At 45.7% G+C, this 17,650-nt stretch carries 17 protein-coding genes and 1 tRNA gene; 11 read left to right on the top strand and 7 right to left on the bottom strand.

Annotation, left to right across the window (positions count from 1 at the left end; genetic code table 11):
* Positions 1–128: 128 nt before the first annotated feature.
* Positions 129–824, bottom strand: coding sequence for an O-methyltransferase (locus LFX17_RS02340; protein ID WP_238728696.1), 696 nt, complete (start codon positions 822–824; stop codon positions 129–131).
* Complete coding sequence (locus LFX17_RS02335) at positions 821–2,005, bottom strand: acyl-CoA dehydrogenase family protein (protein WP_238728695.1); 1,185 nt, start codon at positions 2,003–2,005, stop codon at positions 821–823. The genes LFX17_RS02340 and LFX17_RS02335 overlap by 4 nt, the downstream gene beginning before the upstream one ends.
* Between LFX17_RS02335 and LFX17_RS02330 the strand changes: the two genes are divergently transcribed.
* The 8 genes from LFX17_RS02330 to rsmA all read left to right on the top strand — a co-directional run bounded on the left by LFX17_RS02330 (position 2,004) and on the right by rsmA (position 10,822).
* Positions 2,004–2,405 carry an LIC10362 family protein gene (locus LFX17_RS02330; protein WP_406600471.1) on the top strand — a complete coding sequence of 134 codons (402 nt, stop codon included), beginning with the start codon at positions 2,004–2,006 and terminating at the stop codon, positions 2,403–2,405. The genes LFX17_RS02335 and LFX17_RS02330 overlap by 2 nt on opposite strands.
* An 82-nt stretch (positions 2,406–2,487) precedes the next feature.
* On the top strand, positions 2,488–3,249 hold the full coding sequence (locus tag LFX17_RS02325; protein ID WP_118954076.1) for an electron transfer flavoprotein subunit beta/FixA family protein: 762 nt from the start codon (positions 2,488–2,490) through the stop codon (positions 3,247–3,249).
* A gap of 11 nt (positions 3,250–3,260) precedes the next feature.
* Entirely contained in the window at positions 3,261–4,220 is a 960-nt protein-coding gene (locus LFX17_RS02320; RefSeq protein ID WP_238728694.1) for an electron transfer flavoprotein subunit alpha/FixB family protein, read from the top strand.
* 231 nt (positions 4,221–4,451) lie between these two features.
* Positions 4,452–5,045 carry a LolA family protein gene (locus LFX17_RS02315; protein WP_238728693.1) on the top strand — a complete coding sequence of 198 codons (594 nt, stop codon included), beginning with the start codon at positions 4,452–4,454 and terminating at the stop codon, positions 5,043–5,045.
* 6 nt (positions 5,046–5,051) lie between these two features.
* Entirely contained in the window at positions 5,052–6,884 is a 1,833-nt protein-coding gene (locus LFX17_RS02310) for a hypothetical protein (protein WP_238744800.1), read from the top strand.
* Positions 6,881–7,849 carry a tryptophan--tRNA ligase gene (gene trpS / locus LFX17_RS02305; protein WP_238744798.1) on the top strand — a complete coding sequence of 323 codons (969 nt, stop codon included), beginning with the start codon at positions 6,881–6,883 and terminating at the stop codon, positions 7,847–7,849. Before LFX17_RS02310 ends, trpS begins: the two co-directional genes overlap by 4 nt.
* A gap of 68 nt (positions 7,850–7,917) precedes the next feature.
* On the top strand, positions 7,918–9,954 hold the full coding sequence (locus LFX17_RS02300) for a ComEC/Rec2 family competence protein (RefSeq protein WP_238744796.1): 2,037 nt from the start codon (positions 7,918–7,920) through the stop codon (positions 9,952–9,954).
* On the top strand, positions 9,917–10,822 hold the full coding sequence (gene rsmA, locus LFX17_RS02295) for a 16S rRNA (adenine(1518)-N(6)/adenine(1519)-N(6))-dimethyltransferase RsmA (protein ID WP_238744794.1): 906 nt from the start codon (positions 9,917–9,919) through the stop codon (positions 10,820–10,822). The genes LFX17_RS02300 and rsmA overlap by 38 nt, the downstream gene beginning before the upstream one ends.
* A gap of 86 nt (positions 10,823–10,908) precedes the next feature.
* Here the strand turns inward: rsmA and LFX17_RS02290 are convergent, their stop codons facing one another.
* From LFX17_RS02290 to LFX17_RS02280, 3 genes are all read right to left on the bottom strand, one after another.
* Complete coding sequence (locus LFX17_RS02290) at positions 10,909–12,429, bottom strand: HDOD domain-containing protein (protein WP_238728688.1); 1,521 nt, start codon at positions 12,427–12,429, stop codon at positions 10,909–10,911.
* 91 nt (positions 12,430–12,520) lie between these two features.
* A complete protein-coding gene (locus tag LFX17_RS02285) occupies positions 12,521–13,348 on the bottom strand; it encodes an ABC transporter permease (RefSeq protein WP_238744792.1) in 828 nt (275 codons plus the stop codon).
* Complete coding sequence (locus LFX17_RS02280) at positions 13,341–14,255, bottom strand: ABC transporter ATP-binding protein (protein ID WP_238744790.1); 915 nt, start codon at positions 14,253–14,255, stop codon at positions 13,341–13,343. Before LFX17_RS02280 ends, LFX17_RS02285 begins: the two co-directional genes overlap by 8 nt.
* Positions 14,256–14,477: 222 nt before the next feature.
* Between LFX17_RS02280 and sixA the strand changes: the two genes are divergently transcribed.
* Both sixA and LFX17_RS02270 read left to right on the top strand, forming a co-directional pair.
* On the top strand, positions 14,478–14,960 hold the full coding sequence (gene sixA / locus LFX17_RS02275; RefSeq protein WP_238728685.1) for a phosphohistidine phosphatase SixA: 483 nt from the start codon (positions 14,478–14,480) through the stop codon (positions 14,958–14,960).
* A gap of 64 nt (positions 14,961–15,024) precedes the next feature.
* A tRNA-Pro gene (locus LFX17_RS02270) sits at positions 15,025–15,096 on the top strand.
* A 163-nt stretch (positions 15,097–15,259) separates the two neighbouring features.
* On the opposite strand, the gene LFX17_RS02265 is transcribed toward LFX17_RS02270, so the two are convergent.
* On the bottom strand, positions 15,260–16,039 hold the full coding sequence (locus LFX17_RS02265; RefSeq protein ID WP_255723478.1) for a penicillin-binding transpeptidase domain-containing protein: 780 nt from the start codon (positions 16,037–16,039) through the stop codon (positions 15,260–15,262).
* Between the two features lie 5 nt (positions 16,040–16,044).
* The gene (locus tag LFX17_RS02260; protein WP_010572699.1) at positions 16,045–16,302 is read right to left on the bottom strand and encodes an LIMLP_16025 family protein; all 258 of its coding nucleotides are present in this window, start codon (positions 16,300–16,302) and stop codon (positions 16,045–16,047) included.
* 151 nt (positions 16,303–16,453) lie between these two features.
* On the opposite strand from LFX17_RS02260, the gene LFX17_RS02255 reads away from it, so the two are divergent.
* The gene (locus LFX17_RS02255) at positions 16,454–17,518 is read left to right on the top strand and encodes an SMP-30/gluconolactonase/LRE family protein (protein WP_406600689.1); all 1,065 of its coding nucleotides are present in this window, start codon (positions 16,454–16,456) and stop codon (positions 17,516–17,518) included.
* Positions 17,519–17,650 lie beyond the last annotated feature (132 nt).

Genomic DNA, 17,650 nt, shown 5'->3' with positions numbered 1-17,650 from the left:
ATCTAAAAAATCCATAAAAAACAGTACGATTGTATCCGATCTTAGAGGAAAGAGTTCCCTTCGAGTAGTCTTAATTGCAAATTAGTAAGCGCATCGCAAAACATCAAAAAAATTCGGGGTAATTCCGTTCACTTCTTCCGCACAAGCGAAACCCCGTCCGCGATCGGAACCAAACTTACGTCAACCGAATCGTCTTTGTGAATCATTTCGTTGAGTTTGCGAATTCCAATTGTGGAAATTTCCTGATGCGTCTCATCCGCGACGCTTCCGTCCCAAAGGACGTTGTCCACGATCAACAACCCGCCGGGTTTGAGAAGTTTAAGAATCAACGGATAATAGTTCGGATAATTCTCCTTGTCCGCATCCAAAAACACCAAATCGATCGAAGACGGGCCGAACGAAAAATCGGACGCCCATTCCGGAAACGATTTCGAATCGATCAACACTTGCAAAGTTTCTAATGCAGATCCGATCTTCAAACGGACCTTGGATTCAAGACCGTTCTCTTTCCAGTATTTGCGGGCTATCTTTGTCCATTCTTCGCTGATATCGCAACAAAGAATTTTTCCGTCCTCCGGCAGCGCCGATGCGAAACACAACGAGGAATAACCGGTAAACGTTCCGATTTCGATGATTCGTTTGGCGCCGCTGAGTTTGGTGAGAATGTGGAGGAACTGCCCTTCTTCCGGGCTGATTTGCATGTTGGCCTGAGCCAGTTTGCCGGTCTCCTCCCGCAATCTTCGAAAAGAGTCCGGCTCCCTTACGGAATTCCGGAAGATGTATTCCTCCAGTTTTTCCGTAAGTTGAATGTTCTTTCGACTCAAGGAGTTCCTTCGTAGATTTTTTTCAAGTCAGCTACGATATTCTTCTGCATCGCTTCGTTGGTTCCCCCGCCGATGGAAAGAAGAATCGAATCCCTATGAAGTCGTTCCACCGGATATTCTCTGCAATATCCGTAACCGCCGAGGGCTTGGATCGCGTTCCGAGACACTCGTTCTGCCATTTGAGTCGCGACCAATTTCGCGGAAGCGGCTCCGAGAGAATTCCGGCTATCCGGGTTGATTCCGCTTGCAACTTGATACACAAGCGCGCGAGCGGCTTGATAATCGGCATAGGATTCCGCGAGAAGTCTTTGGATTTGTCCGAACTCCGCGAGTTTTTTCCCGAACGCTTCTCTATGTCGGATCGTATAGTCCGCCATGATGTCCACGCAACGTTTCGCGATTCCCAAGGATTGAGCGGCAAGGGTCACGCGTTCGATTTCGAGGTTTCTCATCATGTGAACGAGAGCCCCGTCTTCCTGACCGACTAAATTTTCCGCAGGAACTTCACAATCTTCGAATATAAGTTGCGTGGTCGGAGAAGAACGCATTCCCATCTTCTCTTCTTTTTTACCCACGCTGAATCCCGGAAAAGCGCTCTCCACGATAAAGGAGGTCATCTTTTTGGAATCCTTATTCATCTTCGCATAAACTAAGAATACGCTTCCCGTGTTTCCGTTGGTGATGTACTGTTTGGATCCGTTTAACACGTATTTGTCGCCCTTTTTCACGGCGATCGTTCTCATTCCGAGCACGTCCGTTCCCGCTCCGGGTTCGGTCATCCCCATTCCGCCGATCCATTCTCCCGAAATCACTTTGGAAAGATACTTGGCTCTTTGCGCGGGATTCGCGCTGTGATAGAAATTGTTTACGAATAGAACTTCGTGAGCCAGATACGAGAGCATAAATCCAGGATCGTAAGCGGACATTTCCTCGTGGATGATCACCGCAGCGACCGCATCCAATCCCATTCCGCCGTCTTCTTCCGGAACCGTTACTCCGAAAAGTCCCAGTTCGGCACCCAATCGTTTAAACAAAGGAAGATTGAACGTTTCATGATCGTCATTCTCTTTCGCCTGCGTATCCATGTTCTCTTTTGCGAATTTCGCCACGTTCTCCCGAAGAGCGAGATGGTTCTCGGTCGGGTTGTATAAATCATTCGGTTTTTCAAGTATAGCTCTCATGTTGTCCTCTTCTCTAATATCCTCTTCCCCACGACTAAAACAGCTCGACAGAGAATCTTTGTTTTCCAAAAACTATCTTATGATCTACGCTCTCATTTTGACAATCCTTTGTGGACTTTTTTTATTTCTATATTATAAGAGCGGGGCTCAAAAAGGAAACTCAGGAAATCCGTTCCGATTGTCCTCGATTCGTTCCGGATTCCAAGACGCTCTGAATTCTCCCTTTCAAAAAGAATCGCTTTTTCTGCTTCTGTCTCTTTGTGCCTGGATGCTTTTGCCCCTCTTTTGGGGACTTGCGTTTTTCCTAAAGACGGACGCAAACGTTCTGATCGTAATCGGATTTATGATCTGGACCTACTACTGGTTGAAATATCTGCTTTCGACCGACGAAGCCGCTTAAACCTGTTGAAAAAGTGGTTTGCACGACATAGACACAAGATTTTTGTGTTTAACAGCACTAATTTTTTTGGAGTACCCATTTAATGAAAATCATCGTATTAGTGAAACAGGTACCTGACACCGAAACCAGTATTAAAGTAGGGGATAAATCCATCAACGAAGCCGGAATCAAATGGATTATCTCTCCCTATGATGAATTTGCTATCGAGGAAGGGATCAGACTGCGCGAAAAACACGGCGGAGAAGTAATCGCCGTTTCCCTTGGACCGGACAGAGTCGTAGAAGCTCTTAGAACCGCTTACGCTATGGGCGCAGACCGTGCGGTTCACATCAAAGTTGACAACTACGTTCCTTTCGACACGAACAACACCGCAGAACTCATCGCAAACTTCGCGAAAGCGGAAAACGCGGACGTAATCATCGGAGGAAGACAATCCATCGATACGGATTCTTCTCAAGTTGTGGTTCAAGTTGCGGAACTTCTTTCCATTCCTCACGTTGCGTTCGCGGTTAGCCTTGAAATCAACGGAACCGCAGTAAAAGCTACGAAAGAAGTAGAAGGCGGAACTCAAACCGTTGAAACTTCCACTCCTGTGGCTCTTACGGCACAAAAAGGACTGAACGAACCTCGTTATCCTTCTCTCAAAGGAATCATGACAGCTAAGAAAAAGCCGGTTGAAACGAAATCCGCTGCGGATCTCGGAAGCCCTGCTAGCAAAATCGAAGTTGTAGGACTCGAACCTCCTCCGCCAAGAATTCCAGGTAGAAAACTGGAAGCTGCTGACGCGAACGGTTTCGCATCTCAACTCGTTAAAGCTCTCAGAGAAGAAGCTAAGGTTATATAAGGAGAACACCAGTGAGCAACGTATTAATTGTTGGCGAATTGAAAGACGGAGAACTGAAAAAAATCTCCAGAGAAATCACTTCTGCAGGTAGAAAAATCGCTGATTCTATCGGAGGAAAAGTTGTAGCTCTTCTCATCGGAAGCGGAGTTGAAAAACACGCTCCTGAATTGGCTGCAGTCGGAGCGGACACGATCGTAACCGTTAACTCCGGAGAATACAACGCGGAAACTTATTCCACCATCGTTGCGGAAGTTGTGAAAGCACAAAACCCTGCGGTAGTTCTTCTTCCACACACTTCTCAAGGAAAAGATTATTCTCCTCGTGTTGCCGTTAAGGTCGGAGCGGGAATCATCGCGGACGTCGTGGGATTCTCCGTTGACGGAGGAAAGGTCGTAGCGAAAAAGCCGATCTATTCCGGAAAAGCGTACGCGAACTTCAAAGTTACAAGCGCGATTCAAGTTTTTACAGTTCGTCCGAACTCTCAAGAAATCACTCAGAAAGCCGGAGCGGGCGCTGTGGAAGCTGCTTCTCCATCTGCTGGCGATGCGAAAGTAAAAATCGTTTCTACCGACCTGAGCGGTGGTTCTAAGGTTCAGTTGACCGAGGCTTCCATCATCGTTTCCGGCGGACGCGGAATCAAAGGACCGGAAAACTGGCCGATTCTTCAAGAACTTGCGGACACACTCGGAGCGGCTCTCGGAGCTTCTCGCGCGGCTGTGGATGCCGGTTGGATTTCTCACTCTCACCAAGTTGGACAAACCGGAAAAACCGTTTCTCCAAACTGCTACATCGCTTGCGGAATTTCCGGCGCGATTCAGCACTTAGCGGGAATGGGATCTTCCAAGTATATCGTAGCAATCAACAAAGACGGAGACGCTCCGATCTTCAAGGTTGCGACTTACGGAATCGTAGGCGACCTGTTCGAGGTTGTTCCTGCGGTGACTGCTGAGTTCAAAAAAGTACTTGGATAACCAACCTGCGAAACGCCCTATTTCGCGATCCGTAGAGAGCGAAATAAACCAAAAATAGCGGAGCGTAATTTTTGGTTATTCTCAGAATTGAGAATTTCGCGATCTATCGAGCGCCCCTTAGGAAGCGAGATATTGAGTTCAGAGAGCGAAATTGCGTTAGAGGGAGTTGAGCATGAGTTTTTATTCAAAAAAAGTACTTGGATAATCAACCTTCGCCCATAGTTTGAAACTATGGCATTTTTGAAAATCAGGAGAATCCTCCCGGGTGCCGCAGCTCTGATCATGATCTGCGGCATTTCTGTTTCAGGGGACCCTGGACGAGACAGACTCAACGCTCTCTTAGGAAGAATGGGAGAAATTTCCTCCCTCAGAGCGAGCGTAACGATCAATAACGAAATTTCCGGAACACTTTCCTATAAGAAACCCAACTATTTACACGTCAAATTCTCGGACGGCAGAGTTGTGTCTTCCAACGGAAGATTTCTTTGGTTTTATTCTCCAGCAAGAGCGATCGTAGGTAAACAAGATCTTCGCGGAACATCCGGCGGAGTTTTCGGATTGTTAAGCGGCTACGAAGAAGTCTCTCAAGTCGGAGGATCGATCCGTTTGAAATCTCCTACGAAATCGTACGAAGAAATCGTAGTAACCATGAACCCCGATAACACACCGAAATCATTGAGAATGAAACACAGAGGATCCGGAGAATACACTTCGATCAGCTTTTCAGGCGTTCAAACGAACGTAGGTCTTTCCGCTTCTTTGTTTAACTTCAGCGCTCCCTCCAGCGCGCAGATCGTTGAAAACCCTCTGAACGAAAAGGAATAATCTCTCTTGTCTCTCAACTCAAGGACCGACGCCCACAAGATCTTCGCGGATCTCTATAGAAAACAGAGAAGCCCCGAACATCAGGAGCAAATCGACGAAGTCATTCAGAAGTCGAACGATATCTTCATTCGTATCGATTTGATGAAGAAGGTCGACGAAGAGTTCGAGAAGAAAAAACAGGACGATACGAAAAAGCCCGACGAAGAAGACCGATCCAAAAGAGGCGGTTCCGATCGTTCCGCCGCTTCGGCGAAAACAGCGGCCAAACCCGCGCGCAGAACCGAATCTTCTTCGTCCGGTGGAGCGAGCATCGGCTTTTTAGCGAACCTCTTCGGCGGAAATCCCGCCATCAACAAATTTGCGAAAGAATCGGGAACCATCGACGTAGGATTTTTAGGAAGAAAACTACAGATCGCCCCGGGCGTTCAGAACCTTTTCAAATTTCTGAAGGAAGATCAGATCATCGCGACGATACAGGCCTTGCGTTTCTGCGAACAACAAGGCTGGAGATATTGGAAACCTCTCGTATACAATGTCGTATTAAATTTTAATAAACTTCTCAACAGCATCATCTCGTTGGACAGTTTGTTTATCGATCAGATTTCTCCCGAAATCTTCTTGAACCGCGCGACTAAATTAGAACTTTATTATGCAAGACATCTGAGCCGAGAGGATTCCAAAGACATCATCATGACCCAGGTACCGGAACTGATCCGCAAGGACGAGAAGCTGGTTCCGAAAATGCCTCAGATCATGGCCGGACTTTCCTACGGACTCAATCTCGAAAACGGAAGACCGAAAATGTCCGATGCGATCCGCGCGTTCCACATCGTCGCGACCAAACGCATGATCACTTGGGAAGAAATCGTTCAGCAGCTCAACGTTCCTCCCATCAACGAAACGAAGTTTCAAGGTTCGTCCGACATCATCAAGGAAGTGGAAACGACTTTGATCCGTCTTGCGGACGACATTCAAACCAGACTCAACCGTAAGGAAGAATTGCAGAATCTGAGAGAACGTTATTTCCGGATCGACGATAAAGGGAGAATGAACTTCGATTTCCTGAATTTGATCGTGGACGACTACTTCGAAAACCACGTTCCTGAAAACATGCAGTCGGCTTCGATCAAGTCTTCCTTTAAAGGAACTCCTCACAAACTGATGTATCTTCTGTTGCGCGACTTTCAGGCTTCCTACGCTCCGATTCTCGAAGGAACCGTAAAAGTGGGAACGAAGAATCAAAGCCGCGACGTCATCATCATGCTACCCGGTCTTTTCAAAAACGACATCGAACAGATCAACAACCTGCTTCGTCTTTTGGACGCGTTCAACAAAAAGTATCCGAGCTTTCAATACAGCTTTGCGACTTACAACGAACATACGACTTCAACGGCCGGAGTCGAAGATCAGATCACTCAGAATCTTTTAAAACTTCTCGGGGACGCCGCCGCGTTTATGGGCAAGTTTGCGGAAAAGATCAACATCATCGTGGAGAATCATCTCCTCGCTAAACAATACGAATCTTCCGGGAAGTTGAACGAGCGGGTTTTGGTTTCCAAAGAAAAGGTGATCGAAGAAATCAAAATTCTTCATAGATTCATTCCGTACTGCGACTCGACCGTTGTTTCGGGAAATCGATTGAATGGAAAGACTCTCGATTTCGTTTTCTTGGAAATGGCAAAACTTCTGTACAACTACGCCGTGATCTACAAGGACAAATTCACGATCACCAAACTTACATTGCACAAAAAAATAGACTCGGAACTCGGCTCATTGATGAAAGAATACGAAAGGCTTGCCGGTAAAGCCTACGAAACGACAAGGATGGAGGAAGCATGAGGATTCTTACAGGAGTCCAGCCCTCCGGCAAACTTCACTTAGGAAATTTTTTTTCCGTCATTCGAAAACTCAAAGAATATCAGGAAACGACGGACTTATTTTGTTTCGTTGCGGATCTACATTCTTTGACCACCTTCTCCTCAAAAGAGAAACAAAGGGAAAATACGTACAACGCCGTCTGTGATTTTTTAGCGCTTGGAATCGATCCCGATCGTTGCACGTTTTGGTTGCAATCTTCCGTTCCCGAAGTGACCGAACTCACATGGTATCTCAGTCATTCGATCAGCGTAAATCAGCTCGAACTTGCGCATTCTTTCAAGGACAAGGTCGCGAAAGGATTTCATCCGAGAGGCGGTCTTTTCTTTTATCCCGTTTTGATGGCCGCGGATATTCTCGGTTTTAACAGCGATCGAGTTCCCGTCGGAAAGGATCAGAAACAACATTTGGAATTCGCGAGAGATATCGCTTCGAGCTTCAACCGCGAAGTCGCCCCCGTTTTTAAAGTTCCCGAACCGGAAATCGACGAAGCGACCGCGCTCGTGCCGGGAACGGACGGACAAAAAATGTCCAAGTCGTACGGCAATACGATCAACTTCTTCGATTCCGAAAAAGAACTTAAGAAATCCATAATGTCAATTATGACCGATTCCGCAGGAGTCGACGAAGCGAAGGATCCTTCCAAAAGTCATATCTACGCAATTCATTCCCTTTTTCTCGACGCGCAGGAAAGAGAAGCCCTGAAACAAAAGTTTCTGACTCCGGGGACCGGATACGGGGATTTAAAAAAACAGCTTTTGCAGGATACGCTGGATTACTTCGCTCCGTATCGAAAAGAACGCGAAAAGATCGGCGCAGACAAATCTTATGCGGAAGAAGCTCTCAAAAAAGGGAAAGAAAAAGCGCAAAAGACGATCGTAGCGGTTTTGGATCAAGTGCGTTCCGCTCTCGGAATGTATCGTTTTTAAAAGCCTGCGGCTTTCCATTTTTTTACGAAACGAAAACCCGAGCGGCGGCTTCAAGAACCGTATCGGGTATGAAAAAACATCTCCTCGACTGGGTGCCCTGCTCCGCATTCTCGAAATTTTCCCTAGGAACACTAACCGGAATCGTACTCGATTTGCTTTTTCCGGGAACCGCAATCCTTTGGATCGGAATCGTCCTCATCACATTTTCATTAAGCGGGTTTTTCGAAAAACGATTTCAAATATCCGAATATTTTTTTTTTGGAATATTCTTTCTTTTGGCCGCGACATCTTTCTATCCCGAAAGATTTCAGCCCTCACATTTTCCGAAAAACACATTTCTGCCCGTTCCGAAAAAGAATCTTTTCGGAGAACCCGAAAAGATTTTCCAAGAACGATTTCGGGAACGAGTTCTATTCGATTTAAAACAAGCCGCTTTGGAAAAAAAAGCCCAACGAATCGCGCTCGGTTTGCTTTTCGGAGAAGCGAAACAACTTTCCAAAGATTTCAAAGAGAAAGCGAAAGAAGGAGGAATTCTTCATTTGTTCGCCGCCTCGGGTTTACACCTTGGAATTCTGATGGGAGTTCAATTTCGACTTCTCAATTTAATTCCGAGCCTCGGCCATCGTTTGCCGAGAATCCTTCCGCTTTTGACCGGATTTCTTTATCTTTCCGCCCTCGGTTATCCCGTTTCTCTCACAAGAGCTTGGATCTTTGCGGGAATGCTTCTGCTTCAAGGATTGTTCTACCGGAAACTCCGTCCGATCGATCTGCTCCTCGGTTCGGCGTGGATCGTATGGATCGCGGATCCGTTCCGATTTTATTCGGTTTCCTTTTCTCTTTCTTTCGGAGCCGTAACGGGTATATTCCTTTTTTCGAATCCGATCCGGATCCTATTCCGCTTTCTTTCGGATGAGAATCGGATTTCCTCCTTTTTTAAGGAGAATCTATCGATCTCTTTTTCCGCCGGACTCGGAACCATGCCGGTTTTATTATCCGCGTTCGGTTCTTTCAGTTTCGGTTCCATCCTACTCAATCTGCTCGTGGTTCCTTTGGCGGGAATTCTTCTTCCGATTCTATATCTTTCCATCTGCGTTCAGGAAACCGCCGTCCCGTTGTTAAACGAACTACTTTGGTCCATTACGGAATTCTTAATATTTATTCTCGCGTATCTTTCGGAACGTCTTTCCGAACCTTTGGGTTTTTACAGGGAAATGGGGGACGCGGCGGCGATCGGAATGTCCGGTTGGGTTTTACTCTGTATCGGTGTGTTCGCTTTCGCAGGAACACTCGAACGAATTCGATCACGGGAGAATTCAAACAAAAATCTTCGTTTTACGAAAGTCATCTCAAATACTGATAGTATCGAGGGAACTCTTAATAACATTCAAAATCCAGAATATTCCTTCCAAACTCAATTTTCTCATTCAAAAGAATCGTTTTCGAAAAAAAGATTCCTTTCCCAAAAGAGGATCGATTCGATTCTTTGCGGCTCGTTTATCCTTTTTACAATCGCGCTTCATGTTCTGTTGTATCGATCCCCGGACTTGTTTCCAAACGAAACGAAACTCATTTACAATCGATTCTTCCTTATCCTACGAAGCGGAGATTCTCTTTTCTTTTCGGGAAAATGCAAATACGGATTCAAGACGATTTCAAAAGCGTTTCAAAAAACCAAAAAGAATTTTTGCGAATCGCAAAAAGATTCTCCCTTGAACCGCGTTTTTGTGGAAGACGAATCCTGTTTGATTTGGGCTTTCTCGTGTTTGAAGAACCTTTCTAAAACACCGATCCTATACGCCGGACAAAACCCGGAACCGTGGATCGCAGCGAGTCGCTTTCCTCTTCAAAGGTCGGAACCGATTCGAGAAATTTCACTTCGGAACGAATCCAAAATCGTATTCTTTCATACGAAAAAGGATTCTTTGTTTGCGCTTTCCCAAAAAACGAAAACGGGTCGAGGTTGGATTCTTTTGGAAACTCCTTTCGGCAGCAAAGACAAGGCGGAAGTCTGGAATCAAAACCGAAAACTGCTTGGGCTTTCGGAGAGTTGGGTGTTTCTGGAAAAAGATGAGCTCCAGAGAATACCCATTTCGGAAAGTTTCTGAGATCCGGAAATTTCTGGAGTCAAAATCCTCCGCGCCCTTGAAAAAATGGGGTCAGAACTTTCTAATCGATCCCAACGCGATCCAAGCCATTCTTTCCTGTCTGAGTTCCGACCTCGTTGCGCGCATCGATCGAATCTTGGAAATCGGTCCGGGGCTTGGCGCGATTTCGCACGGTCTTTTGGAATTTCAAAAACCGGTGACTCTCTTTGAAATCGATCCCGTTTATGCAAGCTGGCTTCGGGAATATCTTCCCGAGTTCGAACTTAGGGAAGGAGACGCGCTCGATTTTCTTCCCGAATTTTCCCGCGAGTCTGTTTATCTTTTCGGAAATCTCCCCTACTACATCTCTTCCGAACTTACGTTAAGCGCCGTAAAAAATCTGAAAGGACTCAAAGGCGCGGCGTTCTTGGTTCAAAAAGAATTCGCCAAACGAATTTCCAACGAACCTTCTTCGATCCGATTTTATCTTTCCGCGTACGGAAACTGGAGTTTGAAAAAGGATATCAAAGCCGGAGCGTTTTATCCGAGACCGAACGTGGATTCTTCCATCTTAGAATTCAAAGCCGCTTCCGTGTTTCCGAACGAATTCGGTTTTATCGCGCTGGAATGTCTTTGCAGAACCGCTTTTTGGGGAAAAAGAAAAAAACTCGCTTCTTCCTTTCGAGACGCGCCGATCGCGTCTCTACCGAACGAAGTGCATACGTCCAAATTTTTTTCGGAGGAATCGTTTCGCTTGGAATGTTTTCAGGCTTTGGAAAAAGCGGGGATCGATCTAGACAAACGTCCCGAAGAATTGCAAGCGCGGGAATTTCATAAGGCGGCCGAATTTCTATCGGTCTATATATCAAGAATTTTGAATCTGATTTAATCGAGAATCGTCAGAAACCGCGCGGTAACGCAGTTTTCCTGGATCGTAAACGCCGAAACGGCCGCGCTTGTCTGGCTTACGCAACTTCAGGACTTCTTATTGAAATCCTTGTATTCCTGAAGGATTGTTTCCATGAACTCGGCGAACTCGGGTTCCTTTTTAAAACCGAAATGCTGAAGCACTACTGTCTGAATCAGCGAAAAGTCGGCGAGTCCCTGCGATATGTCGATGATCATATCGGAAAGATAAATCGAAAACACCGCGTCTTGAAATTCCTTTTTGACCAAAAGCGGCCTGTGATGCATTTCCGCGGAGACTCGGATCGTATCCGAAAAATTCCATTTCTCGCAGATCATTCCTCCGAGAGTCGTATGCGAAATTCCTAATGCGGCTTCCTCCAAGGTCAACGGAGAAGGAAAGGATCGATTCCCTAATATCTCGGATATTTTCGCCGAAATCTCGGGTTCCAAAGAAAGGAGAATCACTCGGCCCACGTCGTGCAAAAGCGCCGCACAGACCAGAACTGTGATCGTCTGTTTTTTCCAGCCCATTCTTTCCCCGAGACGTCTGCAGATGAACGCGGATAAACTGGAACGTTCCCAAATCGCTTCGAACTCTTTGTAGCGTTCCTCGAGAATCTTTTTTGTTCCGAGACTCAAAAGAATGCTGTTCAACTCGGACAAACCGATCACCTTGATCGCGTCTTCCAAACTTTCGACGCGGGTTCTCTGTGAAAACGAAGCCGAATTCGCTAATTTTAGAATATTCGTAGATAATGATACGTCCCGACCCACCAGCTCGGTGATGTTCTGAATGGAAGAATCGGGTTTGTTGATCAGACTCATGATCTGATTTACGTTGTCCGGAAAGGTGGGAAGCGTATCCACTTCGGAAAGTATTTCACCGGTTTTCTGAAGATTGATGTTTCTCTTTTTAAAACCGAAAGGAATTTTGATATACGCCGACGTGACCCCTTCCTCCGATTTGATCCGATACGAATCGCCTTCTATCCCTTCGTTTTTCAACATCAAAAGCGACATCGCAAGTCCGAGCCCGGCGCCTTCGGATTCGTCCCCGTGATTTTCGAAAATTTCGGAAAGATCGTTGTATGTGTGCGCTTTCGAAATTCTTTCCCGAACCCTTTGATCCTCTTCCGGAAGAATACTCACGTTGTTCGTGACTTTTAGAAGAAAACTATTCTGATTAAAACCGAAAGTAATGAGAACATGCAATCCGTTCCGTTCGAGAAGGTCCGTATAAAGATCCTTTTTGGAGATCAGTTCCTCTTTGAACTTCTCCATTCCGGTCGCGTATTGCCCCGGATCGTTGATATCCAAACCGGCTTCCTTAAAAACGACCCGCTTCTGGTTGGCTTTGACCGCGTTCATGATCGTTTCTCTCAAAATGGAAAAGATACATTCGCGGAGCGGAGTGATATCGAGATATTGAAGATAACGATCCAGCAGAAAGCTGATGATCTTGTCGATGTTTCGGTTGAGGTGGGTGATTCTGAGATAAAGAGGATTGAGCGATTCGATCGGTTCGTTCAGATTTTTGACGGAGAGAAAGTATCCCTCCTTTTCATAGTGAAACCATTGAATCTTCATGTACCGATTTCCAATACCAACCCGAGCCGGCATACGCCGACCCAAGGTAGAATTATGACTCTTTAAAGTTTTGTCAACCGGTACTTTTCGTTTAGAGTTCTTTCCTGTCCAGAATAACTTTTGCTAAAACGAAACTCAGGAGAATCCAAACGCCGATTTGAATCAGAGAATATTCTCCGTAGTAATGAACCTGAGAAAGGCTTTTGGCAAGAAGTGAACTCGAATAAAAGAACACCGTTCCTTCCTGCGGGAGAATCCAATAGAAAATCTCGAGAATTTGTTTTTTCAAATCCGAGGTTTGCACCATGCTCGCAGCCGCCGATTCGTAGATGAACAAATCCAAAAAGGTCGTAAAAAGCAAAAGCGCAAGACCTCCGAAAAACGCAGCGTTCTTACCGAAGCCGAGAACTCCCACGAATCCGAAAAGAATCAGAAAGTAAAAAACGAAAAACATCGTAAGACAGGCCTTTAAGAGATCCCAGGAAAGCGCGCCTCCACCGAATTGCTGTTTTACGAGATACGTTCCGATCAAAAAAACGCCGTTCGCGAAAATGAGTGCGAGAACTCCCAAGGATTTTCCGCAGACGTATGTCAAAGGGGAAACCGGTCTGGAAAGAATCGGAATATAGGTTTTGTTTTCCAACTCTTCTCCCAAAAGGGAAATCGGAAGAAACAATGCGAGAACCGTGTTCCAAAACGCGAAAAACAAAAAGACGATGTAGATCTGAAAATCGGGATTTCCGGATTGATCCTGACCGCCGATCTGAATCTGACACGTGAAATTCAGAAACAGGAACAAAGCGGATATTATAAAAATAAAATATACGATTCGTTTACGGAGAGTTTCGCGCAAAGTCAGAAACGCGATCGAAAAGATTTTCGGAAACTGATCCTGAAATTGGAAGAGGAGATTATTCATCGTTTCCTCCGGTGACTCTTAAGAAAACCTCTTCGAGAGATTCGACGGTTCTTTCGTATTTCAAGATGTTCGCTCCTAAGTCCACGAGTTCCGCGGGAATTCGTTTCAGATCGATTCCGTTCTGCGGAAGAAACTCGATCTGATTCTCCGTAACTTTTTGTTCGGAGGAAATTTTACGGATATATGAATCCAATTCGGGAGTTACCGATTCGACTTTCAGAAGAATCCGATTCTTACCTTCCTTCAAGGATTCGAGAGGTCCGAGCGCGGCGAGAGTTCCCAAGTTGAGAATTCCGATTTCGTGACAGACCTTCTCCACTTCCAAAAGTCTATGAGAATTTAATAATACGGTTGTGCCCTTGTTTTTGTTTTCTTCGACGAGAGTTTCGCGGAAATCGATGTAACCCTTCGGGTCCAAACCGGAACCGGGTTCGTCCAAGATCAAAAGTTCGGGATCGCCGATCAAAGCAGACGCGAGTCCGAGGCGCTGCAGCATTCCTTTGGAATAGCCGGAAACTTTTTTATCGGCGGCGTCAGCGATTCCCGTCTTTTCCAAAAGGAACTTAGACTTTTCCCGGATGGAAGCGTTTTTAATTCCGGCTAACTTTGCGGAGAAGGTTAAGAATTCTTCTCCCGTTAGAAAACCCGGGATGGATACTTTTTCAGGAAGGTAACCGATTCTTTTCCGCAAATGGGGTGAAAACGGAAGTCCAAATAGACGAAAGCCTCCTTCGGTTTGTTTGGAGAATCCCATGAGGATTCGAACCAAGCTCGTCTTTCCGGCGCCGTTCGGACCTAAGAGCCCAAAGACGGAACCTTGGGGAACTCGAAAGGAGACGCCTCTGAGAGCATTTTGTTCCTTGTATTTTTTTCGAATCGAATCGATTTCAATTGCAAATTCGGACATGCGCTTTTCCTTGGAATCAGAGCCTTTTCTAAAATCGTCCCAAAGACGAATCCGATCCTCCGTAAGGGATAGGTCGTAACGCGGAACTTTATAAAAAGAATCCGATCTTCGGGATAAGCTTTCAGAATATAAAAACGTTGGACCTTTTCCGCAGACGAAAGTTCCAACTAGAGAAGGATCAATGATTTTCGGGAATCATTCCCTGTCAATCCTCTGGGAAACATGAAGATTATTATTGCTAGACATGGGGAAGCGGAAACGACTTCTCCCGATGGAACCGATCGTTCAAGACTTCTCACTCAGAAGGGAGAAGCCGACGTACGGAAGATGGCGAATTTTCTCAAGACCGGTTTCAAAATCACGAAGATCTATCATAGTCCTTACGAAAGAACCAAGGACACCGCAAAAATTTATACGGACATTCTTCATCCCGAACAGGAAACCGAATCGTTGGATTATTTGGAAGCGGGAAACGACATGTCCCGCGTTTGTCCTATGATCCGCGAATACTCGAACTCGGATACGATTCTTTTGGTAGGACATAGTCCGGACGTTTCCATCTTTGCCGAAAAACTTTTGGGAATCACGGGCGTGGGTAAGAGTTTTCTTTTTTCTCCCGGTTCCGCTCTCGCAGTCAACGTTCCCAGAGAAAAATTTTTAGACGGACAGATCATCTGGTTCATCTGTCCCGATTTTCTCTGCTGACCTCCTGCGTTTTTTAAGTTTACAGAAGAACCTTTTCGGAAATCATTACTGTATAGTAAAGAATCGGGGTGTAGCGCAGTGGTAGCGCACTTCTCTGGGGGGGAAGGGGTCGCTGGTTCGAATCCAGTCACTCCGAGATTCTGATCTTCGCCGCTTTCTTACTTCGATTCGTCTTTTCTTTCGTTCTAAAAAAATCGTACCGAACTCCAATCGGATTCAAGTTCCGATCCCATCCCACCTAACACAAACGATTCTAAAGGTTTCGATCAAACAACATTTTTAAAGTTTCCGAAACGATCTTATCTCTTACAACCGGCGGTTCTATAAAAAGAATCGATCGCCGTTTCCCTTGAAACGCCTTCTCCCGTCTGCAAAACCGTAATTACGGAATATTCTTTCGGTGCGTTTGCGATCCATCTCTGCCAAAGATTTTGTTTCTTTTCCGAAAATCCCAAAAACCAAAACGATCCGCGGAGAGATCCCGTCTTCCCGTAGACGATCGAGTTTTTGGAATCGCATTCTGACCAAAACGCGGCTTCTTTCCAGCGTCGAAACGTTTCAGGAGACACTCCTTTGGATCTTCCTTCGTCTTTTAAAAACTCGAGCAGAAATTCGTGCTGTTCTTCCGGGGATTTTTGGATCGCGTCCGAAAAATAAATATTCTTTTTATCTAAATAATGTTTTTTGAATGTCTCTGGGACGTATCCGATCCGTAACAAGAAGTCTTCGAGTTCTTCGTAGAGGAGAGGATTTTCCTCAAAAAAAGCGAGAAAGAAGGAATTGGAGGAATAATACATCGCTTCCCGCAGAGTCAAATCTCGCGGAGCGTTCGGGATATGAGCTTCGTTGCTTGTTCTTTTGAAAGCGGGACCGATTAGGTTTCTTTCCAATAGAAAAAGGGTAATCCAATATTTAAACGTGGAGGCCGGAGTGAATTTTTGTTTGAGAAGATTCCTCTCCCCGGCAATTCGAGGAGAGGAGTCAGTGAAGTGTGAGAATAGTGTAATTTCCTTGGAATCGATCTCTCCGGCGGAAATTAAAACCCAGAGAGCAAGAAACAGGGAACTTCGCTTTAGCAAAGATCTTATTTCTTGATAAAATGATTGAGAATATTGTCCCGGATTTCTTCGAACCGGACCAAACCCCAAGCTAAATTGACTTTTAATTTCAACGCGTTGTCGCTCATGTCTTTTTCACCCTGAGCTTTCAACTGATCGAATCTCTCTTCGATCTTTTCTTTGCCTTCATTCAGATCATCCACGAGTTTATCGAAAATCTCGCGAGAAGTTTGAACGGCCCCGATTCCTGCATTGATTATGTCGTTTAATTTCTTATTTTCCATACAGCAACCCCTCAATTTGTTTTCGAGGATCTCTATTGCTATTTTTGTGCAGTGCATAAAAATAGCAATCACTTTTTTGCTTTTTTTCCTTGCCCGAGCCGAGACTTTCCGGGAAGTTCGGAGGCCGTAAAACGATATGAAACGACCTAATTTGCTAAAACGAACTGAAACTTGTGGGAACTCCTCGAGTATTTCTCTTGGAACGATTCTCCTTCTGGTTTTCGCCTCTACGATAAGCCTTACAAACTGCGGCGCGGATATCAAAGCCGTCGGACCTACTGCGGCCGCCTGCACACGAATCGAAGGACTTCCCGGCCCGGAAGACTTGGCCTTGGATCAAGAAGAACGGATTCTTTATATTTCCAGCCACGAGCGAAGAATTTCCGATCAAACCGGTAAGATCTATTGGATCGATCTGAAGAATTCTTCCGTGCCTAAGGAATTGCCGGTGAAATTTCCGCCGGAGTTCCGACCTCACGGAATGAGTCTGCTGAAAACCAAGGACGTTTACCGTCTTTACGTGATCTCTCATCCTACTTTATACAAAATCCATACGGTCGAAATCTTCGAACGCAAAGGAAAAGATTGGTCGCATGTCGGAACTCTTTCCGACCCGTTGATCACGAGCCCGAACGATTTATCAGTCGCTTCCGAAAACGAAATCTATCTTTCCAACGACCACGGATCGGGAGGATTTGTGCGTTATCTTTGGGACGATCTGTTCGGACTCAAACGCGGTGAAATTGCCTACTATGACGGCAAAACCTGGTCGAACCTCGGAAATCCGCTTTCTTACGGAAACGGAATTCTGTACGCTCCCGATTCGAAAGGGAACGAATTTTTATACAGATCGGGATACATGGATCAAAGTGTGTTTCAATTTCCGATCCGCAGAGAACAAGGGAAACCGGTTCTCGGAGAAGCGCGTCAAATTCGGATCAATTCCGGTTCGGACAATCTCGAGTTGGATTCGAAAGGGAGAATCTTCGTTGTCGGGCACGGTTCCACGTATAAATTTCTGAGACACGCGAAAAACCCGGACTACCTCGCTCCGACTCAGGTTTTTCGGATTTCTTCGGACGGAAATTTTGAGGAAGTGTTCGCAACGGACGGATCCCTGATTTCCGCGGGAAGCACGGCAATCCCGTTCGAGGGGAGACTGTATATCGCGCAGGTTTTCAATCCGTTTATTCTGAATTGTGAATATTCAAATTAGAGCTTGTTTCAAAACTCTAAAAGGAACGATTGTCAAGCTCATAGCGATTTGTGGGAGTTCCCACAAATCGCGTTCCTGGCACAGAATTTCATCGATTTGTTTCTATTTCTTTTTGGTTGAGTTCCCACATCT

This window comes from Leptospira sanjuanensis (genome assembly GCF_022267375.1).
GTDB classification, from domain to species: Bacteria; Spirochaetota; Leptospiria; order Leptospirales; family Leptospiraceae; genus Leptospira; species Leptospira sanjuanensis.
Note: the sequence above shows the minus strand (reverse complement) of the source record. Positions and strands in the feature narration are given on the sequence as shown.